24 protein-coding genes and 1 pseudogene are annotated in these 22,711 nt (G+C 68.9%); 16 read left to right on the top strand and 9 right to left on the bottom strand.

The features are described 5' to 3' along the window. The first annotated feature begins 113 nt into the window (after positions 1 to 113). On the top strand, positions 114 to 1,007 hold the full coding sequence (locus D9599_RS06765) for a dioxygenase (RefSeq protein ID WP_198380464.1): 894 nt from the start codon (positions 114 to 116) through the stop codon (positions 1,005 to 1,007). A 6-nt stretch (positions 1,008 to 1,013) separates the two neighbouring features. On the opposite strand, the gene D9599_RS06760 is transcribed toward D9599_RS06765, so the two are convergent. Genes D9599_RS06760 through D9599_RS06750 form a run of 3 tightly spaced genes read right to left on the bottom strand, consistent with a single transcriptional unit; the run spans position 1,014 to position 4,057 of the window. Beyond that, positions 1,014 to 1,292: a hypothetical protein gene (locus D9599_RS06760; protein ID WP_198380463.1), complete on the bottom strand. Its 279-nt coding sequence runs from the start codon at positions 1,290 to 1,292 to the stop codon at positions 1,014 to 1,016. Positions 1,293 to 1,295: 3 nt separating this feature from the next. Continuing rightward, positions 1,296 to 3,581, bottom strand: a complete 2,286-nt coding sequence (locus tag D9599_RS06755; protein ID WP_198380462.1) for a molybdopterin cofactor-binding domain-containing protein — start codon at positions 3,579 to 3,581, stop codon at positions 1,296 to 1,298. An 11-nt stretch (positions 3,582 to 3,592) separates the two neighbouring features. Further along, positions 3,593 to 4,057, bottom strand: a complete 465-nt coding sequence (locus D9599_RS06750; RefSeq protein ID WP_198380461.1) for a (2Fe-2S)-binding protein — start codon at positions 4,055 to 4,057, stop codon at positions 3,593 to 3,595. A 134-nt stretch (positions 4,058 to 4,191) separates the two neighbouring features. Between D9599_RS06750 and D9599_RS06745 the strand changes: the two genes are divergently transcribed. Beyond that, on the top strand, positions 4,192 to 5,658 hold the full coding sequence (locus D9599_RS06745) for an MATE family efflux transporter (protein WP_198380460.1): 1,467 nt from the start codon (positions 4,192 to 4,194) through the stop codon (positions 5,656 to 5,658). A gap of 225 nt (positions 5,659 to 5,883) precedes the next feature. Continuing rightward, positions 5,884 to 6,069, top strand: coding sequence for a hypothetical protein (locus D9599_RS06740; protein WP_198380459.1), 186 nt, complete (start codon positions 5,884 to 5,886; stop codon positions 6,067 to 6,069). Positions 6,070 to 6,121: 52 nt separating this feature from the next. On the opposite strand, the gene D9599_RS06735 is transcribed toward D9599_RS06740, so the two are convergent. Further along, entirely contained in the window at positions 6,122 to 6,349 is a 228-nt protein-coding gene (locus tag D9599_RS06735; protein ID WP_198380458.1) for a hypothetical protein, read from the bottom strand. A 142-nt stretch (positions 6,350 to 6,491) separates the two neighbouring features. Between D9599_RS06735 and D9599_RS06730 the strand changes: the two genes are divergently transcribed. The 5 genes from D9599_RS06730 to D9599_RS06710 are packed head-to-tail and all read left to right on the top strand — an operon-like array spanning position 6,492 to position 10,803. Beyond that, the gene (locus D9599_RS06730; protein ID WP_198380457.1) at positions 6,492 to 7,031 is read left to right on the top strand and encodes a hypothetical protein; all 540 of its coding nucleotides are present in this window, start codon (positions 6,492 to 6,494) and stop codon (positions 7,029 to 7,031) included. A 2-nt stretch (positions 7,032 to 7,033) separates the two neighbouring features. Further along, positions 7,034 to 8,653, top strand: a complete 1,620-nt coding sequence (locus D9599_RS06725) for an FAD-dependent monooxygenase (protein WP_232480254.1) — start codon at positions 7,034 to 7,036, stop codon at positions 8,651 to 8,653. Positions 8,654 to 8,664: 11 nt separating this feature from the next. Continuing rightward, a complete protein-coding gene (locus tag D9599_RS32225; RefSeq protein WP_198380455.1) occupies positions 8,665 to 8,850 on the top strand; it encodes a hypothetical protein in 186 nt (61 codons plus the stop codon). Next, positions 8,847 to 9,830 (top strand): amidohydrolase family protein, encoded by a 984-nt coding sequence (locus D9599_RS06715; protein ID WP_198380454.1) that lies wholly within the window; start codon positions 8,847 to 8,849, stop codon positions 9,828 to 9,830. The genes D9599_RS32225 and D9599_RS06715 overlap by 4 nt, the downstream gene beginning before the upstream one ends. Further along, positions 9,823 to 10,803 (top strand): tripartite tricarboxylate transporter substrate binding protein, encoded by a 981-nt coding sequence (locus D9599_RS06710; protein WP_198380453.1) that lies wholly within the window; start codon positions 9,823 to 9,825, stop codon positions 10,801 to 10,803. The genes D9599_RS06715 and D9599_RS06710 overlap by 8 nt, the downstream gene beginning before the upstream one ends. A 13-nt stretch (positions 10,804 to 10,816) precedes the next feature. On the opposite strand, the gene D9599_RS06705 is transcribed toward D9599_RS06710, so the two are convergent. Next, a complete protein-coding gene (locus D9599_RS06705) occupies positions 10,817 to 11,290 on the bottom strand; it encodes a MarR family winged helix-turn-helix transcriptional regulator (protein WP_043834138.1) in 474 nt (157 codons plus the stop codon). Between the two features lie 146 nt (positions 11,291 to 11,436). Here D9599_RS06705 and D9599_RS06700 point away from each other — a divergent pair, with 146 nt between their 5' ends. Continuing rightward, positions 11,437 to 13,047, top strand: coding sequence for a thiamine pyrophosphate-binding protein (locus tag D9599_RS06700; RefSeq protein ID WP_198380452.1), 1,611 nt, complete (start codon positions 11,437 to 11,439; stop codon positions 13,045 to 13,047). 44 nt (positions 13,048 to 13,091) lie between these two features. Here D9599_RS06700 and D9599_RS06695 read toward each other — a convergent pair whose 3' ends face one another. Beyond that, a complete protein-coding gene (locus D9599_RS06695) occupies positions 13,092 to 13,238 on the bottom strand; it encodes a hypothetical protein (protein WP_232480236.1) in 147 nt (48 codons plus the stop codon). Between the two features lie 201 nt (positions 13,239 to 13,439). Then, complete coding sequence (locus tag D9599_RS06690; RefSeq protein WP_198380451.1) at positions 13,440 to 13,685, bottom strand: hypothetical protein; 246 nt, start codon at positions 13,683 to 13,685, stop codon at positions 13,440 to 13,442. Between the two features lie 179 nt (positions 13,686 to 13,864). Between D9599_RS06690 and D9599_RS06685 the strand changes: the two are divergent. Further along, positions 13,865 to 14,566, top strand: a pseudogene (locus D9599_RS06685) (IS6 family transposase). Between the two features lie 94 nt (positions 14,567 to 14,660). On the opposite strand, the gene D9599_RS06680 reads toward D9599_RS06685, so the two are convergent. Continuing rightward, a complete protein-coding gene (locus D9599_RS06680) occupies positions 14,661 to 15,470 on the bottom strand; it encodes an IclR family transcriptional regulator (protein WP_198380450.1) in 810 nt (269 codons plus the stop codon). Positions 15,471 to 15,596: 126 nt separating this feature from the next. On the opposite strand from D9599_RS06680, the gene D9599_RS06675 reads away from it, so the two are divergent. From D9599_RS06675 to D9599_RS06650, 6 genes are all read left to right on the top strand, one after another. After that, positions 15,597 to 17,687: a hydantoinase/oxoprolinase family protein gene (locus tag D9599_RS06675; protein ID WP_198380449.1), complete on the top strand. Its 2,091-nt coding sequence runs from the start codon at positions 15,597 to 15,599 to the stop codon at positions 17,685 to 17,687. Continuing rightward, positions 17,684 to 19,510 (top strand): hydantoinase B/oxoprolinase family protein, encoded by a 1,827-nt coding sequence (locus D9599_RS06670; RefSeq protein WP_198380448.1) that lies wholly within the window; start codon positions 17,684 to 17,686, stop codon positions 19,508 to 19,510. The genes D9599_RS06675 and D9599_RS06670 overlap by 4 nt, the downstream gene beginning before the upstream one ends. Positions 19,511 to 19,517: 7 nt before the next feature. Beyond that, on the top strand, positions 19,518 to 19,928 hold the full coding sequence (locus D9599_RS06665; RefSeq protein ID WP_198380447.1) for a hypothetical protein: 411 nt from the start codon (positions 19,518 to 19,520) through the stop codon (positions 19,926 to 19,928). A 23-nt stretch (positions 19,929 to 19,951) separates the two neighbouring features. After that, entirely contained in the window at positions 19,952 to 20,797 is an 846-nt protein-coding gene (locus tag D9599_RS06660) for a fumarylacetoacetate hydrolase family protein (RefSeq protein WP_198380446.1), read from the top strand. 83 nt (positions 20,798 to 20,880) lie between these two features. Next, complete coding sequence (locus D9599_RS06655) at positions 20,881 to 21,153, top strand: hypothetical protein (RefSeq protein ID WP_198380445.1); 273 nt, start codon at positions 20,881 to 20,883, stop codon at positions 21,151 to 21,153. Between the two features lie 19 nt (positions 21,154 to 21,172). Next, positions 21,173 to 22,153, top strand: a complete 981-nt coding sequence (locus D9599_RS06650; protein ID WP_198380444.1) for a tripartite tricarboxylate transporter substrate binding protein — start codon at positions 21,173 to 21,175, stop codon at positions 22,151 to 22,153. Between the two features lie 181 nt (positions 22,154 to 22,334). On the opposite strand, the gene D9599_RS06645 is transcribed toward D9599_RS06650, so the two are convergent. Beyond that, positions 22,335 to 22,505, bottom strand: a complete 171-nt coding sequence (locus D9599_RS06645; RefSeq protein ID WP_198380443.1) for a hypothetical protein — start codon at positions 22,503 to 22,505, stop codon at positions 22,335 to 22,337. Positions 22,506 to 22,711: the final 206 nt, after the last annotated feature.

Here is a 22,711-nt window from a genome sequence, read left to right as displayed (position 1 = left end):
TTCCCTGGGCTGGGCGCCGGGCTTCTCGGCGGGGTTGTGTGGGGCGAAGATGGCGGGTCCGCGCGGGAGCGTGGCCGGTCAGGCCTGCCCGCGCCACAGAGGGAGGACGAGCCATGATCCTGCAGCGCCAGGAGGACGTGACGCCCGCGGTGCTCGAGGTGATGGAGCGCACGCATGATCCGCGCATGCGGCAGATCATGGTATCGCTCATCCGCCATCTCCACAGCTTCGTGCGCGATGTGCGGCTGACCGAGGCGGAGTTCCGGGCGGCGAATGCGCTCCTGAACGAGATCGGGCAGCTGACGACGGATACGCACAACGAGATGGTGCTCATGTGCGGCTCGCTGGGCGTATCCTCGCTCGTCTGTCTGCTGAACAACGGGGACAACGGGAATACCGAGACTTCACAGTCGCTGCTCGGGCCTTTCTGGCGGCTGAACTCGCCGCGGGTAGAGAATGGAGGCTCGCTGCTGCGCTCGCCGACGCCGGGGGAGCCGCTGTTCATGGCCGGGCGCGTGCAGGACGCCGAGAGGCGGCCGATCACAGGGGCGGAGGTGGATGTCTGGCACTCCTCCCCCGTCGGGCTCTACGAGAACCAGGATCCGGACCAGGCGGACATGAACCTGCGCGGCAAGCTGACGACGGATGCGGAGGGGCGGTTCTGGTTTCGCTCGATCAAGCCGGCAGGCTACCCGATCCCGACAGATGGCGTGGTCGGGCGGTTGCTGGCGATGCAGGACCGGCATCCCTTCCGGCCCGCGCATGTGCACGCGCTGATCTTCAAGGAGGGATTCAAGACGCTGACCTCGCAGGTCTACGTCGAAGACGATCCCTATCTCGACACCGACGTGCAGTTCGGCGTCACGCGGGCGCTGATCGGCGACTTTGTCCGCCACGAGGAGCCGCACCCGACGGCCTCGGACGTGACCGGGCCGTGGTACTCGCTCGACTACACCTTCACGATGGAGCCGGGCGAGGCGGTGCTGCCGCGGCCACCGATCAAGTAGGCGGCGTCAGCGGGACTGGTCGGGGGTGGGGCGCTGCGCGGTGCCCATCCCCGGTCCGGGCGCGCGCTCCCCGCCCGAGGTCGGGGGCGAAGCGGCCGGGGTGGCGACGGGGCTGCGCGTGGCCGGGGCGGGCCCCTGCCCCATCGTCCGCGTCTCGCGGCCGGGGGTGATGATGGTCGTGGGCGGGCCGCCCTCCCCCAGCCGCGCCGGGGTCTGGGCGAGAACAGCAAAGCCTGGGGCAGCGGAGGCGAGGAGGAGCGCGGCGAGGACTAGCGGGGCGCGCATCGCTCAGGCCCCCGCCAGCGCGGCCTTCACGCGCTCGGGCGTGAAGGGGCCACGGCGCAGCCGGGCGCCGGTGGCGTCGAACACCGCGTTGGCGATGGCGGCGCCGGCGGTGCGAACGGCGGGCTCCCCTGCCCCGGTCGGCCGGATGTCGGGGCGGTTGATGAGGACCACTTCCACCACCTCTGGCGCCTCGGTGAGGTCGAGGATGGGATAGGTGTTCCAGTCCACGCTCGTGACGTTGTTGCGGTCGAAGGTGACCTCCTCGTGCAGGGCGCGGCTGGTGCCGTAGATCACCGCGTTCTCGACGCAGCGGCGCAGCCCGTCCGGGTTGATGATCAAACCGCAGTCCTGGCCAACCACCATGCGCTTGAGGCGGATGGCGCCGCTGCGGCGATCTACCTCCACCTCGGCCACCAGGCCGACGACGGTGCCGTCGCGCCTCGCGAGGGAGACGCCGCGGCCGCGGGCGATATCCCCTCCCCCGCCGCGTGGTCCGGCGGGGCGGGGCTGCCAGCCGGCCTTGTCCGTGATGGCGCGGAGGATGGCGATGTCGCGTTCCTCGCGCAGGTGGCGGAGGCGGAACTCGACGGGATCGGCGCCTGTCGCGGCCGCCAGTTCGTCCACGAAGCTCTCGGCGGCGAAGATCAGCTCGGGGCCCAGCGGGTCGCGCAGGTGGGAGGTGCGGAGCGGCGAGGCGCGGTCCAGTAGCGGGGGGATCGTCTCCCAGGCCATGGTGCGGGCGGGGAAGGCGTAGGGCTCGGTCGGCACGAAGTCGCCGGGAAAGAGGTAGGTGTCCTGCGGGTTCAGCCCGCCGCCCATCGACTGGCTGGCCAGGCTGTCGCGCGGGTCGGCCTCGCTGGTTGCGATGTTGGTGCGCGAGAAGGCCTTTGAGCTGAACTCGATGCCCGTCACGCGGCCTTGTTCGTCGAGGCCGGCGCGAACGCGCTGGACGGAGGCGGGGCTCTTCGTGTCCCAGCCGTGGCCCTCGTGGCGCATGTACTGGACGCGTACGGGCTTGCCGAGCTCGCGCGAGAGGAAGGCGGCGTCGAAAGGCGTGTCGCCGGCGTCGTTGCGGCCGTAGGAGCCGGGGCCGGTGACCCAGACGGTGTGCACCGTCTCTGGCGACACGCCGAGGAACTTCGCGACGCCGTCCCGCACGGCATGGGGCTTCTGAGAACCGGTCCAGACGCGCACGCCCTCGGGGCGCACATCGGCCAGGGCGCAGCCGGGACCCATGCTGCTGTGGGAGTGGAAGGGCCACTCGTACTCGGCGGAGATCACGCGCGCGGCGCCGGCGATGGCGGCCGCGGCGTCGCCCTGCTGCATGGGGACGCCGCGCTTGGTCGTGGGGGCGTTGCGGATGTGGTCGTAGATCGAAGCCTGCTCCGGGAATGGCGGGGGCACGGCCGACCACTCGACCTTCAGCGCCTCGGCGGCGCGGATCGCGTCCCACTCGCGCGGGGCGGCGACGGCGAGGAAGCCCTCCTTCCAGACCACGCGGATGCCGGGGATGGCGGATACCGAGGATTCATCCACGGCGATCGGCTTCGAGCCGGCGACGGGTGGGCGGATCATGCGGGCGTGCAGCATGCCCGGCAGGCGGATATCGGTGACGTAGTCGTGGCGGGCGAAGGCCTTGTCGGCGATGTCGCGGCGCGGCACCGCGGTGCCAACCACCTTGTAGTCGGCGATCGGCTTCGTGCGCGCGCGCCCCTCCACGTTGAGGTCGTTGCCGTAGCGGCCGTTCCACTTCACCTCGGCGTCAAGGCGGCGGTCGCCGATCAGTTCGCCGTAGTTCAGGCGGCGATCGGGCTGTGCGGCGACGCTGATGGTGCCGTCCACGACGCGGAGCGCCTCGGGCGCGACGCCGAGGCGGGCGGCGGCCATCTCGACTAGCAGCAGCCGTGCCTCGGCGGCAGCGTTGCGCAGCGGCACGGCGCCCTGGGAGACGCCGGAGGCGTTGCTGGCGCCGCCCTGGTTCACGGTGCGGGCGGTGTCGCCCATGACGACCTTCACGCGATCCGCCGGGAGGTCGAGTTCCTCGGCCACGATCTGGGCGACGGCGACGTCGAGACCCTGGCCGCCGTCGATCTTGCCGAAGAAGGCCGTGACGGTGCCGTCGGCGTGCACCGCGATATAGGAGGCGAGCTGGCCGGGCGGCGGCAGGGGGGAGATGGGAGCCGCGGGCGGCGCGGCGCCCTGGGCGAGGGCATCGGGGCCTCTGACAGTAACAACGAGGGCGCCCATGGCGGCGCCGAGGGCCGCGCGGCGGGAGAGCTGGATGGTCATGGCGCGGCCCCTCAGGCGAGGCTCGCCGCGCGCTTGACCGCGCGCAGGATGGCCATGTGGGTGCCGCAACGGCACTTGAGGCCGGTCAGGGCCTCCCGGATCTGGTCCTCGCTCGGGTCCTTGTTGTCCCGCAGGAAGGCGGCGGCGGTCATCATCCAGCCGTTGATGCAGTAGCCGCATTGCGGCACCTGCTCATCTATATAGGCCTGCTGCACGGGGTGCGGGTGTTCGGGCGTGCCGAGGCCGGCGAGCGTCGTCACCTGCTTGCCCGCGACGGAGGCGGTAGGCGTGACGCAGGAGCGGGTGGGCGCGCCGTCCACATGCACCGTGCAGGCGCCGCACTGCGCCAGGCCGCAGCCGAACTTCGGGTTGTTCAGGCCGAGGTCATCGCGGAGCGCGTAGAGCAGCGGCATCTCCGGATCGACCGTGACGGTCTGATCCTTCCCGTCCACTCGGAAGGTGATGCTGGTTTGCATGGAGCGTCCCTCTGCCCTCGTCTGCACGTTTGCCGCGCCTTGTCGGCGGAAAGCCTGGACCCGGCGGCGGCGGGGCACAAGCGGTCTCGCGGGCGGCCCGGCGCGCGGCCGGGCAGCGCGTGCTAGGGACGGGCATGCAGCCGCCCCAGACGCCCTCCTCCGCCGCCTCCGGCGCGCCCGCAGAGGCGCGCTTCGTCACGGGATCCACGCTCCGGCACGTGCTGGTGATGGGCAGCACGGGAGCGGTCGGGCTCATCGCGGTCTTCGCGGTGGACCTGCTGGGGCTATTCTATCTCTCGCGACTTGGCGAGCAGCCGGTCGCGGCGGCGGTGGGCTTCGCGGGGGCGGTCGGGTTCTTCCAGATTGGGGTGGGGATCGGGCTGTCTATCGGGCTCGGCGCCGTCGTGTCGCGCGCGATCGGCGCGGGGGAGATGGCGACGGCGCGGCGGATCGCGGCCTCGGGGCTGGCGGTCATGACGGCCGCCATGGTGCTGATCGGCCTGGCCACGGCGTTGGCAGCGGATACGATGCTCGGCTGGCTGGGCGCGACGGGGGAGGTGCACCGGCTGGCGGCCCGCTACCTTATCATTGTCGCGCCCTCGGTGCCGCTGCTGGGGCTGGGGATGGGCCTTTCCGCCCTCCTCCGCTCGGTGGGCGACGCGCGGCGGGCGATGAACGTCACCCTTTTCGCTGCATTGGCGACGGCGGTGCTGGACCCGTTGCTGATCTTCGCCCTCGGGCTTGGGTTGGAGGGGGCGGCGATCGGGGCGGTGCTCTCGCGTCTCGGGCTGGCGTGGTTGGCCTGGCACGGGGCGGTGCGGCGGCACGGGCTGGTGGGAAGGTTGGAGGCAGGGGCGCTGGTGGCGGACGCGCGGCGGGTGATGACCGTGGCGGCGCCTGCGGTCCTGACGAATCTCGCCACCCCCGTGGGGTCTGCATGGGTGACGCAGGCCATCGCCGGCTTCGGCTCCGCGGCCATCGCGGGACAGGCGACGATCGAGCGCCTTTCGCCGGTCGCCTTCGGCATCGTCTATGCGCTGAGCGGGGCAGTGGGGCCGATCATGGCGCAGAACCTCGGCGCGGGCCGGGCGGACCGAGTGCGGGCCACGCTGCGGGACAGCATGCTCGTGGTGCTGGGCGCAGTGCTGGCGGCCTGGGCGGCTCTATGGGCCCTCCAGGATTTCATCGTCGCGGCCTTCTCGGCGGTCGGGGAGACAGCGGCCCTCATCCGGCTGTTCTGCAACCTGCTGGCGGGCGGGTTCCTCTTCACGGGCGGTCTTTTCGTGGCGAACGCGGCCTTCAACAACCTCGGATACCCGCTGCTTTCCACGGCCTTCAATTGGGGGCGGGCGACGCTGGGGACGATTCCCTTCGTCGCGCTCGGCGTTCCCTACGGACCGGGGGGTGTTCTGATCGGGCAGATGGCGGCGGCCGCGGTGTTCGGCACGGCGGCGGCGCTAGTTGCCTTTCGCGTGGTCGGCCGTCTGCACGCGACAGATACAGAGGAAGCGGCGGGGGTGGAGCTCGCGCCCGCAGGTTCCGGCGCGCCGGCGGTGGCCGCGCTGGCGGCGCGGGCGGACCGCGGGAGGATAGGCACCTAGCTTAAGCCGACTTGGCGGGACTGATTTTCTTCCGCCCCTGAACCGGCCTGGCGAGATCGGCGCGACGGAACGGGATGACGGCATTTCCAGTGGAGGCGCTGCGTCGCGTTGACCTGCTCGTTCCGGACCTGGAGGCGGCGGCGCTTCCCCAACCGGGCCATTTTTCGACGCATCAAAATTCTTCGCCGGCCGTAACAGAGGCGGGCTTGGAAGCAAGGGGGCGGCATGGCCGGAACGGAAGCTGGCATCGACCGGGTCCGAGCCGTGGAGGCGGCGGTCCGCCTCTCTGGCGAGTTCGGCGCGGTCGAGCACTCCATCCAGCAAATGCACCTGCTGATGGAGTGCGGCCAGGAGGCGGAGGCTGCCCTTTGGGTCGAGCTCGCCTTCACCATCGTCGAGCGCGGGCGCTGAGGGCCGGCCGCCCCTGCCGAAAGACCGGGAAGGATGGCCGGGCTCCTGTTCCTCAGCGGCGCGAGGAGGCGACCCTCCGCTCGGGCTCCTTGCAGATCCGCAGTTCCAGTTCTTTCCGCCGGGCTGCCTGATAGGCGTCCTCGGCGCTCCGGAAGCCGGTGCCAAAGCTGACCGAAAGCCCGCCGTCATTCGCCAAGCGCCAACGCCACTTGTTCGCGCCGGAGCCCCCCCGTTCCACCACGATCCTGACCTCGTCCAGGCCTCGATCTCCACCTCTCATCGATACCCGATCCCTCTTCGCACTGAGATGTTCCCCACACCTCACTAACTCGTGATCGCGGGTTATCACAAGATCATTCTTGAGGGCCGAGCGCTCGGTGCTCCGCCATTCACGCCGGGTGTGACATCGGTGCGCAGGGGCGGTGTCGGCTAGCGGTCCCGGGGATCAGGGGCGAGTTAACCGCACGGCTTGCGTCACCTTCAGGGCGGACTCGGGCGACACCTTTGCCACCAGCTTCCTTCTCGACAACAGGCGGGACTTCTTCACCATCACCGATGGGAACTTCTCCTCCGTCACGCTGAACACGGCGGCGGATGCCGTTGCCGACCTGCGTCAGGTCCAGCTTGGCGGGAACACCCCGCTGACCTTCGTGCCCGAGCCGGCTTCCTTTGCCCCCTTCGGCCTCAGCCTGCGGGGCATGGAGCTGGTGCAGCGGCATCGCAGCAGCAACCGATCCGCCCCGCTCGGGGGTTGGTTCGCGGGGCGGCTCTCGAAAGAGGGCTACCCAACTTCTTTCATCTCCCGTGCTCCTGCCGTGCCGGTATTCGGCGGCGCGGTGTTCAGGACTCTTGCAGCCGAATGCATGAGCGCCCTAGGATGGTTGCGCGCGCAACCTTTTGTCGGGTTCATCGGCGGCAACGCCCAGGCTCCGGCCGGTGAACCAGGAGTTCGGACAGCGTGAGCATGAACGAGCGGCCGCAGATCCTGCCCGTCCTTATCGTCGGGGGTGGCCCGGTCGGGCTGACGCTCGCCGCACTGCTCGGGGAGCAGGGCATGGCGGCGACAGTAATCGAGGCCGACGAGGGCTACTGCACCGGCAGCCGCGCGATCTGCATCTCCCGCCGCTCGCTGGAGATCCTCGGTTGGGCGGGGATCGATCGGCCGGTGGTCGAGAAGGGCCTCGGCTGGACCTCGGGGCGCAGCTTCTACCGGACGACGGAGGTGCTGCACTTCCGCATGCCCTCCGGGCCGGACGATCGCTTCGCGCCCATGGTCAACATTCAGCAGTATTACGTGGAACGATACGCGCATGAGGCCGCGCTGCGGGGCGGCGCGACCGTGCACTGGTCCACGCGCGTGGTCGGGCTGCGCCAGCACGTGGGTCATGTGGAGGTGGAGTTGCAGCCGGCGGAGGGCGAGCCCTTCGTCCTGAGCGCGTGCTGGGTGGTCGCCTGCGATGGCGGCCGCAGCACGACCCGGGACCTGCTCGGCGTGAAGCTGGAGGGCGTGCAGTACGAGGGCCGCTACGTCATCGTCGATATCGAGCAGGAGACGAGCCGGCCGGTGGAGCGGCTCGCCTGGTTCGATCCGCCCTCGAACCCCGGCTCGACCATCCTGATGCATCGCCAGCCCGACAATGTCTGGCGCATCGACTACCAGCTGCGGGACGACGAGGATCCCGAGGAGGCGATCAGGCCCGAGAGGGTGCTGCCGCGGGTGAGGAGCCACCTGGAGATGATCGGGGAGACGGCGCCGTGGAAGCCGCTCTGGATCTCCATCTACAACGCGAAGTGCCTCACCCTTGGCGACTACCGGCACGGGCGCGTGCTCTTCGCGGGGGATGCGGCGCATCTCGTGCCCATCTTCGGCGTGCGTGGGCTCAATTCCGGGCTCGATGATGTCGGCAATCTCGCCTGGAAGCTCGCGCGCGTGCTCGGCGGGCGCGCCGGGGAGGACTTGCTGTGCAGCTATACGGAGGAGCGGCTTCACGCGGCCCGCGAAAACATCGCCTATGGCGCGAAGAGCACCGAGTTCATGGCGCCGCCAAACTTCGCCTTCCGCCTGATGCGCGACGCCGCGCTGCGCCTTTCGGTGGAGGACGAGACGGTACGCTCCCTCATCAACCCGCGCCAGTCGGCACCGGTCGGCTATGTGAACTCCTCCCTGCGCGAGGTGGATGACGACGCCGCGCGGCTGGGCCGGTCCGCCCTCCCCGGCCTGCCGGCACCCGACGCACCGCTCGCCTCGGCCGAGGGATGGCACCATTTGAGCGAGGCTTTTGGACGGAACTTCGTGCTGCTGCGCTTCGCGGCCGATGCGCCCTTCGCGGGATCGCCGCGCTACGAGGGCCTGACGGAGCTGACGCTGCTGCCCGCCGACGATGTACCGCGGCCCGGCTGCCCCGTTGATGCCGAGGGGTTGGCGCGGGAGCGCTACGGCGCACCGGAGGGCGCGGCCTGGCTTATCCGGCCCGACGGCTATGTTCTCGCGCGCTGGGCCAGCCCCGACCCGTCGGCGCTGGCGACGGTGCTGGACCGGCACCTCGGCGCGCCGCTGCGCCTCGCCGCCAGCGAAGCGGCCTGAGGGCTGCTGACGTGGAAGCCGAGGACCTGGATCGCTCCTACACCGCGCTCTGCGAAGCGATGGGGCGCGTCGGCGAAGGCAAGGCGTCCTTGCTGCTCGCCATGGTCAGCCTCGCGCTCATCGCCCGGCAGGGCTCGGCGGAGGATGTGCTGCCGATCATCGAGAGCGCCGCAACAAGCATCGGGGAAACGCCGTGACTGGCCCACGCATCGACGTTCATCATCATATCCTGCCCGCGCATTATGTGGAGACCGTGGGGCCGGGCCCGATCGGTTCCCAGGGTTCCTCCGGCCGCGTGCCGGCCTGGAGCCTGGAGGGCGCGATCGGCTTGATGGACGAGGCGGGCATCTCGACCGCCATCACCTCGGTCACGGCACCGGGCGTCGCGACGCTGGAGGCGGGCGCGGCGGCCGGCCTCGCCCGCTGGTGCAACGACTACGCGGCGCGCATGGTGAGCGACCGGCCCTCCCGCTTCGGCATGTTCACCTGCCTGCCGATGCAGGGCATGGACACGGCCATCGCCGAGGCGGTCCGCAGTTTCGACGAGCTGGGGGCGGACGGCGTGTGCCTCCTGTCGAACTACGAGGGGCGCTACCTCGGCGAGGAGGCTTTCCGGCCGCTCTACGAGGAGCTGGACCGGCGCGCGGCCGTGGTCTTCGTGCACCCGACCTCGCCGGCGCAGCTCGTCAGCGCGGGCGGGCTCTCCGCCTCCACGCTCGAGTTTCCGTTCGACACGACGCGCGCCATCGCGTCGCTGATCTTCTCCGGCGTCACGCGCGACTACCCGTCGATCCGCTGGATTCTCTCTCATGCCGGCGGGGCGATGCCCTATCTGGCCGGCCGGGTGGAATGGCTGACGCGCAACAACCCGTCGCTGCGCGAACGCATTCCCGAGGGCTTCGCACGGGCAATGGAGCCGCTCTTCTTCGACTGCGCGCTCTCGGCCGATGCCGTGCACTTCGCGGCGCTGCGCGCGCTCGTTCCCGACAGCCAGATTCTCTTCGGGACCGATTACCCTTTCGGCCCGGCCGGGCAGATGGCCGGGACGGTCGATGCTCTCGCAGAACTTGGGCTATCGGCGGAGACGCTGGGCGCGATCGATGCAGGAAATGCGCTGCGGCTCTTCCCGCGGCTGGCCGCCCTGCTCGCCCCTATCACGGAGGCGCATCATGGCTGACGCTTCCCAGCTCGGCCGGCGGGCGGCGCTCGGGCTGCTCGGGGGTGCGCTTCTGCGGCAGGGCGCCCGTGCGCAGGGTGCTTATCCCGCGAGGCCGGTTCGCATCGTGGTGCCCTTCCCGCCCGGAGGCGGCAACGACATCGTGGCGCGGCTGATCGGCGAGTACCTGGCGCCGCAACTCGGGCAACCGGTCGTGATAGACAACCGCTCCGGCGCAGGCGGGAACATCGGCACCGATCTCGTCGCGAAGTCGCCGGCGGACGGCTACACGCTGCTGCACGTCGCCAATACCGTCGTGATGAACCCCTATCTTTACCGCCGTCTGCCCTTCGACGTGCAGAAGAACCTGGAGCCGGTGGCTCTGCTGGCCACGACGCCGATTCTGCTGCTGGCCGGGCGCGATTCCGGCATCGGAAGCCTGGAGGCGCTGCTGCGGCGTGGACGGGAGCGCGGCAATCCGCTGACCTATGCGACGCCTGGGAACGGTACGCCGCACCACTTTGCGATGGAGCTGCTGAAGGCGCGCAGCGGGATGGAGCTGCTGCACGTACCCTACCGCGGCACCGGGCAGGCGATCACGGATGTGCTCGCGGGGCGCGTTCCCGTGCTCGTCGCGACGCCTTCCACGGTGATCGAGTTCGTGGCCAACGGGCAACTGCTGCCGCTGGCCACGATGGAACCCGTGCGGTCGGACACAGCGCCGAATGTTCCGGCTGTTGGGGAATTCCTGCCGGGCTTCGAGGTGACCATCTGGCACGGGCTGATGGGGCCGGCCGGCATGCCGGCCGAGGTGGTGGGCAGGCTCGACGGTGCGCTCAGAAAGGCGCTCGAGGATCCGTCCTACAGGGCGCGGCTCGCTGCGGTGGGCTTCGCGCCGAAGCTGGAGCCGGCCGCGGCGATGTCGGCGCGCATCGCGGCCGATCTGCGAACCTGGCGGGACGTGGCGGCGAGCGCCGGCATCGTGGCGGAGTGAGGGACCAGCCGCGTCAGGAGGTCTCCGCCATGCCCGACCGTGCGAGCGCGTCGTCGATCACCCGGTCGAGCAGGCGACCGAGGGACGCCCGCTCCTCCGCGCTGAGACCGCCGAAGATGATGCCGTTCTGGCGCTCGATCATGGCCATCGCCCTCGCCCAGCGCCTCTCGCCGTGAGGGGTCAGGGTGAGCACGACGCTCCGGGCATCCTCCGTGGAGATGCGCTTGAGCACGAGCGACTGCTCGACGAGCGACTGGGCCGCGCGGCTCGCCTGGGCCTTGTTGAGGTTCGCGCGCCGGGCGAGGTCCTGCACGGAAAGGGGCGCGAAGCTGCCGATCGCCGCGAGGCAGCGGCCCTCGCCGAGCGGCAGGCCGACCTCCGCGAGATAGGCCGCCTCGCTCTCGCGGTCGGTCAGCTTGTGGACGCGGTGGAGCCGATAGGTCAGCGCGGTTTCGAGCGAGAACTGCGTCTCGGACTTGCGGGGCATCGGCCGTGGGATTCCTGTGCCTGGTCAGCCTTCGGTTGGGAAAGGCCCGGGACCGCCCCCTGCCTGGGCCGTGCTTATCGCCTCGTGCCGCGGCGGTCCACCGGCTGGGCGCTCACACGGACAGGTGGTGGCAAGAGGGAGAAGAGATGAAGCTCGCATCCGCCGTGGCCCTGGCCCTGATGGATCATGGGGTCCGTACCCTCTTCGGGGTTGCGGGGGATACGAATCTCCCGGTCATCGACAGCTTCTGCCGCGAGCATTCCGGCACCTATGTCGCCGCCGGGCACGAAGCGGGGGCGGTTCTCATGGCTCTCGGCTTCTCGGCCGTGAGCAGGGAGGTGGGGGTTGCGACCGTCACGCGCGGGCCGGGGCTCACCAATGCCTTTACGGCACTCACGGAAGGTGTGCGCGGCTCCACGCCGATGGTCCTTGTCTGCGGTGATTCGCCGTCTGGGGACCTGACGCATCCGCAGGAGATCGACCACCGCGAGGTCGCCGCGTGCAGCGGTGCGGGGTTTGTGGGGGTGCTCTCGCCGGCTTCGGCCCTCGGCGACGTGGCGCGCGCCTTTCGCCGCAGCATCGTCGAGCGACGACCCATTGTGCTGAACATCCCGAGGGACATGCTCGGGCAGGAGGCGGCCTATGGCCGCAAGGTGCACCGGATCCCGGTGGACCGGGCCGTCGTGCCCGCGAGCCCCGACCTGGACGACGCGGTGGGCATCATCGCCGCCGCCAAGCGGCCGATCATCTTGGCCGGGCACGGGGCGGCCGGCGCTGAGGCGAAGGCGGCGCTCCTGCGGCTCGCGGCGCGTACGGACGCCTTCCTGGCGACGACGCTGCGGGCGAAGGACCTCTTCGCCGGCGAGAGGTTCGACATCGGCATCTTCGGCAGCCTGAGCACGGATGCCGCGGTGGAGGTGATCATCGAGAGCGACTGCGTCGTCGCCTTCGGTGCCTCGATGAACCGCTTCACCACCGGCCATGGCAAGCTGCTCTCGGGCAAGCGGGTGGTGCAGGTGGACCTGTCGCCGGCCGCGATCGACCGGCATCTCTCCCCGGGCGTGGGTTTGGTGGGCGATGCCGCGCTGACGGCGGAGGCGATCCTGCACTGGCTCGACGAGGCGGAGATCCCGCCCTCGGGGTTCAGGAACGGAGCGCGCGCGGCGGAGGAGCGGCCCCATGCCGCACCGCCCAGCGGGGCGGAAGGGACGGTCCATATAACGACGGCGCTGAAGCGGCTGGACGCTGCGCTTCCGGCGGACCGCGTCCTCGTCACCGATGGCGGGCGCTTCATGGCCGAGGCCTGGAAGCACATGCATGTCCCTGGTCCCGCCTCCTTCGTGAAGACGACGCATTTCGGCGCGGTCGGCATGGGCATGCCCTACGCTATCGGGGCTGCAGCGGCGAAGCGGGATAGGCCGGTGATCCTCGTGGCGGGCGACGGAGGCTTCATGCTGGGGGGGCTGTCCGAGTTCAACTCAGCGGTGCGGGACCGCTCCAACATCATCGTGGTCCTGTGCAACGACGGAAGCTACGGCGCCGAATACGTCCAGCTCGCGGAGCAGGGAATCGATCCGGGGATTATGACATTCCGCTGGCCGGAGTTCGCGGGGGTGGCGCAGGCGCTGGGCGGAACGGGCTTCACCGTGCGGTCCGACGCTGAACTCGAAGCGGTGATTGCACGACTTCCTGGGCTCCAGGGGCCCGTGCTGATCGACATTAAGATCGATCCGGACAGGGTTCCGCCGCTGCACTGACGGGCGGCGCAACCGGGAGGAGGTAGTCTCTCCCGGCGCCTCTCTCAGTAACGCTTGTAGGAAAGGAACTTGCCGGACATGGTGATCCGCCCGCGGGCGCCCTTCTGGTCGGGCGGTTGTGCGAGCTTCACGTCGTAGTCGATAGCCGACATGATGCCGTCGCCGAATTCCTCGTAGATTTCTCCTGCCATGTGGTGCCGTAGACGAGGTTCGGCTCGTAGAAGCGTAGACGAGGGGAGTGGTCGGCGGCATCGGCTGGGCTCCGCCATCAGAGATCTCGCAAAGCGTCGCCGTCTCCTCCTCGTCGAGGCCAAAAAGTTCGGCAATGCCCTCGGCGTGGTGAGGCGCGGCGCTCATCTGGTCCATGCAGAGGGCACAGGTCCAGACAGGGCTCAGGCCGATTTGCGCGGCGACATCGGGCGGAAGGACAGCACCACGGCGGCACAGGTGTCATCGAAGAAGGTCACCGCGCAGAACAGCGGGAAGGAGGCCAGCACGACGGCAGGGGCAGCAAGGAGGCCGGCGAGCTTGCCGCATTCGGTCCACGTCAGGAAGGCGGCGACCGCGGCGCCCGGCGATGACGCCCGCGGGCAGGGTGCAGGCCGCCACGCGCACCACGAAATCGCTATGGGCAGCATGGCCAGCGCGGGGCTGGGCGCGAGCGTGTTCCCGACGGCCCCACCCGCCGCGTAGACGACCGCCGAGTTCGCGCCCGCGAGCGCCTATGCGACCGCGAGCCTCAGGGTGCTGCCTCGCTCTGGCATTGGCAAGTTGATGAGCTGTGGTCGGAGTGACTGAGCGGGGGCAGCCTGACGAGATGACGCCAGAACGCCCCACCTGTCCGGGATATCGTTTGCCGGCAGTGATCATCAGCCACGCGGTCTGGGTCTATCACGTGTTCAGCTCGAGCCTGCGAGACGTGGAACTGATCATGGCAGAGCGCGGCATCACCGTCCCTTACGAGCGCATCCGGTGCTGGTGCCGCAAGTTTGGATCCCAGATCGCCCGCAAGCTGCGGCGCAGCCGGCCGAAGCCGGACTATACCTGGCACCTCGACGAGGGTTTTTGCGCATCAACGGCGTGCTGCACTACCTCCGGCGCGCCGTGGACCAGCACGGCGTGGTGCTGGACTCAGGACCGGCGGAACGGGAGTGCGGCCAAACGGTTCTTCAAGCGCCTGCTGTCCGGGTTCAAGTACAAGCCGCGTCGCTTGGTTACTGATGGGCTGAAGAGCTACGGCGTGGCGCAGCGCGAACTCCTGCCCAATGTCCGGCACCGGAGCAGCCGATACCTGAACAACCAGACCGAGAACTCGCATCGGCCCACCCGACGACGAGAGCGGCAGATGAAAAGCTTCAAGTCGGCCGAACAGGCACAGCGGTTCCTCTCGGCGCACAGCATGATCTGCGGCCATTTCCGTCCTCGCCGGGACCTGATGACGGCCAGCGAGTACCAGCGCACCCGGACCAAGGCCTTCCAGATCTGGCAGCAGGAGACCTGCGCCGAAGCGGCACCATGATCCTGCCGCCCTTTCAGTCAAGCGACCGAACGTGTCTTCTCGTCAATCAACTTGCCAATGCCCAAACCCGCCAGAAGAGAACAGAACCTACCGCTTAGCTGAAGGCCGCGAGCGCCAGACCGAGTTCCTGAGCGCGCGCGAGGAGTGGCGCTTTCGCTCGCTCAACGATCTCGGCTCGGCTCGTGCGCATCGCGGGTGCGGCGACGCTGATCGCGGCGACGGCGTAGCCGTCTCGGTCAAGCACTGGCGCGGCGAGGACGCGCAGCCCGTTGACGCTGGCCCAGTCCGTCAGTGCAACACCATCCCGCCGCACCTCGGCGAGTCTCTCCCGGACCTCGTCCGCTGACCCTGGAACGTCCGGCCCAATCCGCTCGAAGCGGCTTGCGGCGAGGACCGCATCGAGGTTTGGCTCCGGCAGGAAGGCCAGCAATGCTTGGCCGATGGCGGACGTGGTGGCCGGGATGCGCGAGCCGACCCGGATGTCCACGCCCATCCGCACGAGGCCCGCCTGCACCCGCTCGACGTAGACGACGTCCACGTCGTCGAGCACGCCGAGGCTCGCTGCCTCGTTGACCTCGCCGACGAGACCCCGGAGTACGGGGCGCGCGAGGTCTCGCAAGCCCCGGCGGGCGATGGCGTTGAACCCGAGTTCGAGCGGCTTAAGGGTAAGGCGGTAACGGCGCGTCCTTGGCACCGGCGCGACGTAGCCGAGCGAGACGAGCGTGTTCAGCATCCGAAAGGTCGTACCGGCATCCAGCCCGGCACGTACGGCGATCTCGCTTTGCAGGAGTTCCGGCTCCTCGGCAGTGAAGGCTTCCAGGACGCGGAAGCCCTTGGCCAGGGAGTGGACGAGGTTTTTGTCCTTGGCTCCCGCCGGAGCGTCATCGTGAGCGCCCTTCGGCATGCGAATGTTCCTTCGGATTTATCGTTGACATGGGTCCGCGCGCCTCGATAGACGAGTGCCACCCGTCACGAAACCTTCTTCGCATTCCGAAGATTGGTCAAGAGAGCCAGGAGGAAGCGCGCCCCTATGCCCCTCGACAACCCCTCTGCAGCTGGGCGGCCTCGCCTCCGGATGGCCGTGGACATCGGCGGAACCTTCACGGACCTTGCCGCCTTCGACGAAGCGGCGGGCGAGCTGCGCTTCGGCAAGGCGCTGACCACCCACGGCAAGCTCGTGGACGGCATTCAGAACACGGTGGACATCGCCGGCGCCTCCTTTGCCGACGCGCACCTGTTCCTTCATGGCTCCACCATCGCCATCAACACGCTGCTCGAGCGGACGGGGGCTAAGACTGTCCTTCTGGTCACCGAGGGCTTCCGCGACATCTACGAGATCGGCCGCGTGAACCGGCCGGATGCCTACAACCTCTTCTTCCGCAAGCACGTCCCGCTGGTGGACCGCTCCTCGCGTCTGGAGGTGCATGAGCGCCTGCTGGCGAGCGGTGCCGTGCACAAGCCGCTGGATGAGGACCACCTCCGCTCCGTCCTGCGGTCCCTGGAGCCGGGGCAGGTCGAGGCGGTCGCGATCCTCCTCCTCCACTCCTACCGCAACCCCGCGCACGAGGTTCGGGTCAAGCAGATCGTCCGGGAGGAGTTGCCCGGCGCCTTCGTCTCGGCCTCGCACGAGCTGAGCCAGGAGTATCGCGAGTTCGAGCGAGTCTCGACGGTCGCCGCCAACGCCTATGTCGGCCCGCGTGTGGCCACCTATCTCGGCGAGCTCTCGGAGCACCTCGCTAGCCACGACTTCGGTGGCGCCTTCTTCGTCGTCCAGTCCACGGGCGGGCTCTTCCCGGTGGAGCACGCCCAGCGCGACTGCGTCCGCATGCTCGAATCCGGTCCGGCCGCGGGTGTCATCGGCACGCAGGCGATCTGCGAGGGCCTGGGCCTGAAGGACGCCATCGCCTTCGACATGGGTGGCACCACGGCCAAGGCCGGCGTGATCTACCGGGGCAAGCCACTGACCACCGGCTCGGCTCTTCTCGGCGGCTACGACCAGGCCCTGCCGATCCAGATCCCCATGACCGACATCTTCGAGGTCGGCACCGGCGGCGGCAGCATCGCGCGCCTCGGCCAGGGCAACGCCCTCCGCGTCGGCCCCCAAAGCGCGGGCTCGATGCCCGGTCCGGTCTGCTACGGGCGCGGCGGCACCGAGCCCACCGTCACGGACGCCAACCTCCTCCTCGGCCGGCTGGACCCGGAGCACTTCCTCGGCGGCACCATGGCCCTCGATCTCGCCGGTGCGCACCGCGCGATGGAGGAGAAGATCGCCGGCCCCCTTGGGATGGAGGTGATGCAGGCGGCCGACGGTATCCTCCGCATCGCCGTCACCACCATGTCCTACGCGGTCAAGGCGGTCACGACGGAGCGCGGCCTGGATGTCGGCGGCTTCGTCATGGCGGTCTATGGCGGCGCCGGGCCGCTGCACGCCTCGGCCATCGCGCGGGAGATCGGCATCCGGCAAGTGATGATCCCCTACGCGCCCGGCTACTTCTCCGCTTACGGGATGCTCTTCAGCGATCTCCGCTATGATTACGTTCGCTCCTGCTTCCGTCGCCTGGCGACCGTCGACTTCGCCGAGATCGAGGGCCTCTACGCCGCGATGGAGGCGGAGGGGCGGACGGCGATCGAAGCCTCCTCCGTGAAGCCCGAGCGGATTGAGATCGAGCGCGCGGCTGACATGCGTTATGTCGGCCAGGAACACGCGGTCACCGTCGAACTGCCGCGCGAGGTCTTCGAGCGGGGCGACCGTGAGGCGATCAAGCGCCACTTCGACGCGGAGCATGAAATCCGCTACGGCACGAGCGCCCCGGGCGAGCCGGCCGAGCTCGTCTCCCTCCGCGCCACCGTCTCCGGCGTCATGCGAAAGCCGCCGCGGCATTCCGTGCCGGCCGGCGGCCCGGAACCCGATCCGGAGGCTCGAGTTCGACGCAAGCAGGCCTACTTTGGCCGCCTGATGGACACACCGGTCTACGCCCGCGATCGCCTGAAGGCTGGCAACCGTATCTCCGGGCCTGCCCTCATCGAGGAGCACGCCTCGACCACCGTCCTGCAACCCGGCGACACCCTCGAGGTGGACGCGGCGGGCAACCTCCTCATCGCTATCGGGAGCGACGCATGATGAACGACAGGACCAACTCCGCATCGGCTGCCCCGAAGGTGGACGCCGTCACCGTCGAGATCGTCCGCCGCGGCCTCATCGCCGTGACGGAGGAGATGAAGACGAACCTGATGAGGACCGCCTACAATCTCATCATCTACGAGGCGCTGGACTTCACCGTGGGCCTCTTCACAAAGGAGGGCGAGACGATCTCCATCGGGCTCGGCCTGCCAATGTTCATCCGCGGCATGTCGGAGACCGTAAAGGCCAAGATCCGGCACTTCGGCTACGAGAACATTCACGAGGGCGACATCCTCGTCACTAACGATGCCTACACGACGGGGTCGCACCTCAACCATTTCACCTTCACCATGCCCATCTTCCACGAGGGCGAGCTGATCGGCTTTACCTGCTGCATGGCCCACTGGCTCGACGTCGGCGGCACCCTCGGGACGGTCACCACGGACATCTACTCCGAGGGGATCCAGATACCCATCGTGAAGTACCGCCGCAAAGGCGAGGTGAACCAGGACTTGGTGGATATCATCGCGATGAACGTCCGCCTCTCCGAAAAGGCGATGGGGGACCTGCGCGCACAGATCGTCGCGATCACCACGGGCGAACGGCGTTACCTCGAGCTCGTCACCCGCTACGGCTGGGATGCCGTGCGCGGCGCAATCTCAGTCATCATGGACCAGTCCGAGGCCCTCGCCCGCGCCAACACGATGAACATCCCGGACGGGGTCTACGAAGCGGAGTCCTTCATGGACGACGACGGGCTGGAGGTCGGCGAACCCGTATCCATCCGCGTTCGCGTCGAGAAGCGCGGCGACGAGATGACGGTGGACCTCTCCGACGTCGCCAAACAGGTGCGCGGCTTCTACAACTCCGGCGTTACCACCGGCATCGCCTGCGCGCAGGTGGCCTTCAAGTGCCTAGCCACCCCCACGGACTATCCGGTGAACGAGGGGAGCTTCCGGAACCTGAAGGTCATCATGCCCATGGGCACGGTGGTCAGCGCCGAGCGGCCCGCGCCTATGCGCGTCTGGATGACCTATCCGATGACGGTTATCGACACGATCTTCAAGGCCATGGCCAAGGCCATCCCTGACCGCGTCGCCGCCGGGCACCACGCCGACCTCGTCTTCCCGAACATCCACGGCATCAACCCGGCGGACGGCAAGTTCTACATTGTTGGCATCGGACCGCTCGGCGGCGGGTGGGGCGCGAAGGCGACCGAGGACGGTATGTCGGCCACCGTTTGCATTAACGACGGCGACACCCACAACTCGCCGACGGAACAGCTCGAAGCCAAGTATCCGGTTGTCGTCGAGCGCTACGCTCTGCGGGAGGATAGCGGCGGTGCCGGGCGCTTCCGCGGCGGCCTCGGCTGCGAGCAGGTAGTGCAGGCGCTCGCCCCCTTCCAGCTCACCACCCGCATCGACCGCGTCCACTGCAAGCCCTGGGGCCTCGACGGTGGCGGCGACGCGGCGGGCAACGGCATCGGGCTGCGCCGGAACGGGGTATGGGAAAACGAGTTCCCGAACGCGAAGGTCTTCAACGTCCGCCTGAAGGCCGGGGACGCTTACATGATGCGCTCGGGCGGTGGCGGCGGCTTCGGCGTCCCGGTCGAGCGCGACCCCGCCCGCGTCGCCCGCGACGTGCGGGAGGGCTACGTCTCCCGCGCCCTCGCGCTCTCGACCTACCGCGTGGTGCTGGACGGGCGGGGCGAGGTGGACGAGATGGCGACCCGGAGCCTCCGCGCCCGGACCGACATCGCGGCCCCGCTCCAGGCGGGGACGACCGATGAGGCGGGGCCGCAGCTCGAAGTCACGCCGGGCTGAGGGGGTGATGACCGTGGTGGGGACAGCGGAGGACCTGGTCGAGCGGGTCTCGCGGCTCGCGAATCTCTGGCGGGCCGTCGTCTCGCGGCCCGTCCACCCCGTCGGCTGCACCTGCATGGGTCACTTCCTCATCCCGGCGATGAACCCGCAGGACATGGAAGCCGACATCCTCGACTACATGCGTAGCCGCTATGCGGCGGAGAACATCGCTGCCCTCGTCACGCTGCTGGATGCGCGCGAGCGGGAGCGCGAGGCGACGGACATTCGCCCCCTCGGCTTCCGCGCCTGGCTCCTTCGCCTTCCGGCGGCGGGCGTCGAGCCCGGAGCTCTGGACCGCTTCGTCACGGACCTCACCGCGACGCTCGAGTCCTTCGAGCCGACCGGACCGTCGCCCGGCGGTGGCCTCATCTGCACCTGACCTCCCGAACGGAAGGATACGTCATGCGCCTCGTCTCGCTGCTCCATAGTGGCCGCCCAGCTTGCGGGCTGGTCGCTGGGGACGCCGTCCTCATCGCCCCACCCGCACCCTATGTCGACCTGAAAGCGGTGATCGAGGCGGGCGCGTTGGCCGATTTCGCCCGGGTCTGCGAGGGCTCCGGCGAGCGCGTGCCGCTGGAAGGGGCGACGCTCCTCCCCGTCATTCCCAACCCAGGCAAGATCCTCTGCATTGGCCTGAACTACGAGACGCACCGGCGTGAGACGGGGCGCGACGTCGTCGATAACCCGACGATCTTCACTCGTCTCGCCGATAGCCAGGCAGCGCACGGTCAGCCGCTGCTGCGCCCCCGCGTCTCCACCGACTTTGATTCCGAGGGAGAGCTCGCCATCGTCATCGGCAAGGGTGGCCGCTACATCCCGCGCGACCGGGCGATGGAGCACGTCGCGGGCTACTCCTGCTACAATGACGGCTCCGTCCGCGATTGGCAGCGCCACACCCACCAGTTCACGCCTGGGAAGAACTTCCCCCAGACCGGCTCGTTCGGGCCCTTCCTCGTCACGGCGGACGAGGTTGCAGAACTGGACTCGCTGCGCCTGACGACGCGGGTGAACGGGCAGGTCGTGCAGGATACGACGCTGGACCACATGATATTCGACGTGCCACGGATCATCGAGTACTGCTCCGCGTTCACCCCTCTTTCGCCTGGCGACGTGATCGCTACCGGCACGCCGGGGGGCGTCGGCGCGAAGCGACAGCCGCCCCTCTGGCTCAAGCCCGGCGACACGGTCGAGGTCGAGATCACCGGCATCGGCCTGCTGCGGAACGGGATCGCCGACGAGGCGGCCTGAGCCGCCGATATGGGCGGGAGCCGGTGACGCCGCTTCCCGCTCGCCGGAGCGGTGCGAACGAGAAGGCCACGGAGAAGCGAGCCATGTCGACCGCGTCCGATGCGGTAGGGGGTAGCCGCGTCTTCGGCGGCACCGTCGATATCGCACCGCGCATCGAGCGCCTGCCAATCACGTCGCACGTCTTCTGGACGCTGAACATCATCGGCGCAGCGACTTTCCTCGACGGCTACACCGTCCCCGCCAGGCGGTTGGCGCCGTCACCGCAGCCCTCGCTGTCGGGACGAAGTGTCGCGCTCTGGAAGAACTCTCTCCTTAACGGGGAAGCTCAGCCAAGTCGGGGGGTAGCCCGGCAATGAATCAGAATGGGAGGAAGAGATGCAGCGGCGAGAGGTCATGCTTGGTGCGGCGGCAGGTGGGGTGGCGGCACTGGCCGCGCGGTCAGGGCAGGCACAACCAGCCGCATACCCGAATCGCCCGGTGCGGATGATCATTCCCTTTGCGCCAGGCGGCGGCGTGGACGCAGTCGGCCGCACCATTGCGCAGCGCCTGTCCGAGCGGATGGGCGTGCCCGTCGTCGTCGAGAACCGGGCGGGGGGCAGCGGCACGATCGGAGGACAGGCAGTGCAGGCGGCGGCGGCGGACGGCTACACGCTCCTGTTCAGCGCCTCCACCCACGTCATGGCGCGGCAGGTTCTGCGCCGTCCGCCTTACGACCCGCTGACTGATTTTTCCCCCGTCGCACTGCTTGGCGAGGCACCCCTGCTGCTCGTCCTCTCGCCGAACCGATCGCAGTCGAACATTACGGACATTGTCACAGCAGCCCGCCATAGCCCGGATAGCTGGACCTTCGGCGCCTCTGCGCTCGGCTCTGCCGGGCACCTCGCGACGATTCTCTTCCTAAAGCTCGCCGGGCTCGACCTCGTCGTCGCGCCCTATCGCGGGACTGCGCCGGCCCTCACGGACGTTGCGGCCGGCAACGTGCAGCTGATGATCGACCCCGTTCTTGCCCTGCTTCCGCTCGTGCAGAGTGGTGGAGTCAAAGGTGTCGCGATCACCTCCGCGCACCGCAGCTCCCTGGCCCCCAACATTCCCACGTCCGCTGAGGCAGGGATGCCTGGACTTGAATTCTCGTCCTGGTACGGGCTCTGGGGCCCGAAGAACCTCCCAGTCCCCCTTGTAACAACGCTGAACGGGCACCTCGCGGAAATTATGCGGGAACTGGCAACTGTCGAGCGGTTCACGACCCTTGGTCTCGAACCGACCTATGCCGCCGCGGATGAGTTTCGTCGCTTCATGGCGAGCGATGTTGCTCGAAACAGCGAGCTTCTGCGCGGCGCCAATTTCCAGCCAGAATAGAAGTACGCGGGCACGGATACGGTGGCGGTCGCCATGCGGCTGATGCCGCGCAGGATGATCTTGATATCCCGTGAATCGCCGAGCGCGGCCATCTCCCGCGCAAGGCTGCTTTTATTGAAGCCAGGCGCGGTCAGTTGGTCGCGGAACCACGCCGCTTCGTCAGCGAGGTCGCGCGCTTCGCTTACCTAATGTCGATTTTGATGAAGTTGCGGATGGCATCCCACGACCGACGCCACCACGGGCGGCGGTCCTCCGAATCGGGCGGGGTAGGGCCGCGCTTCTCGACCTTCACCTCGACCTTGAGACCGAGCTTGCGCGGCCGAGACGCGCCCATTGCATCAGCGTAAGACATGTCTCGAATCCTCCGCCTGAGCCCGACCTTTATGCGTCAGCATGGCCTATAGCTAAAACGGAATGATTAGCGGTCGTGCGGAACATCCACCAATGGGCGCACGACGCAGGCCGAGCACCGGAGCCGCGCGATCACCTGATAGAGGTAGGCGCGCGGAGCCTTGTGCCCGACCGCCAGCTGCCGCCTTCGGAGACCTTCCCGCCTGA

The sequence above is a fragment of the Roseomonas sp. KE2513 genome (assembly GCF_016107305.1).
Lineage (GTDB): Bacteria > Pseudomonadota > Alphaproteobacteria > Acetobacterales > Acetobacteraceae > Roseomonas.
The sequence above is the reverse complement of the archived record's forward strand: the minus strand, read 5'-3'. Positions and strand labels throughout refer to the sequence as shown.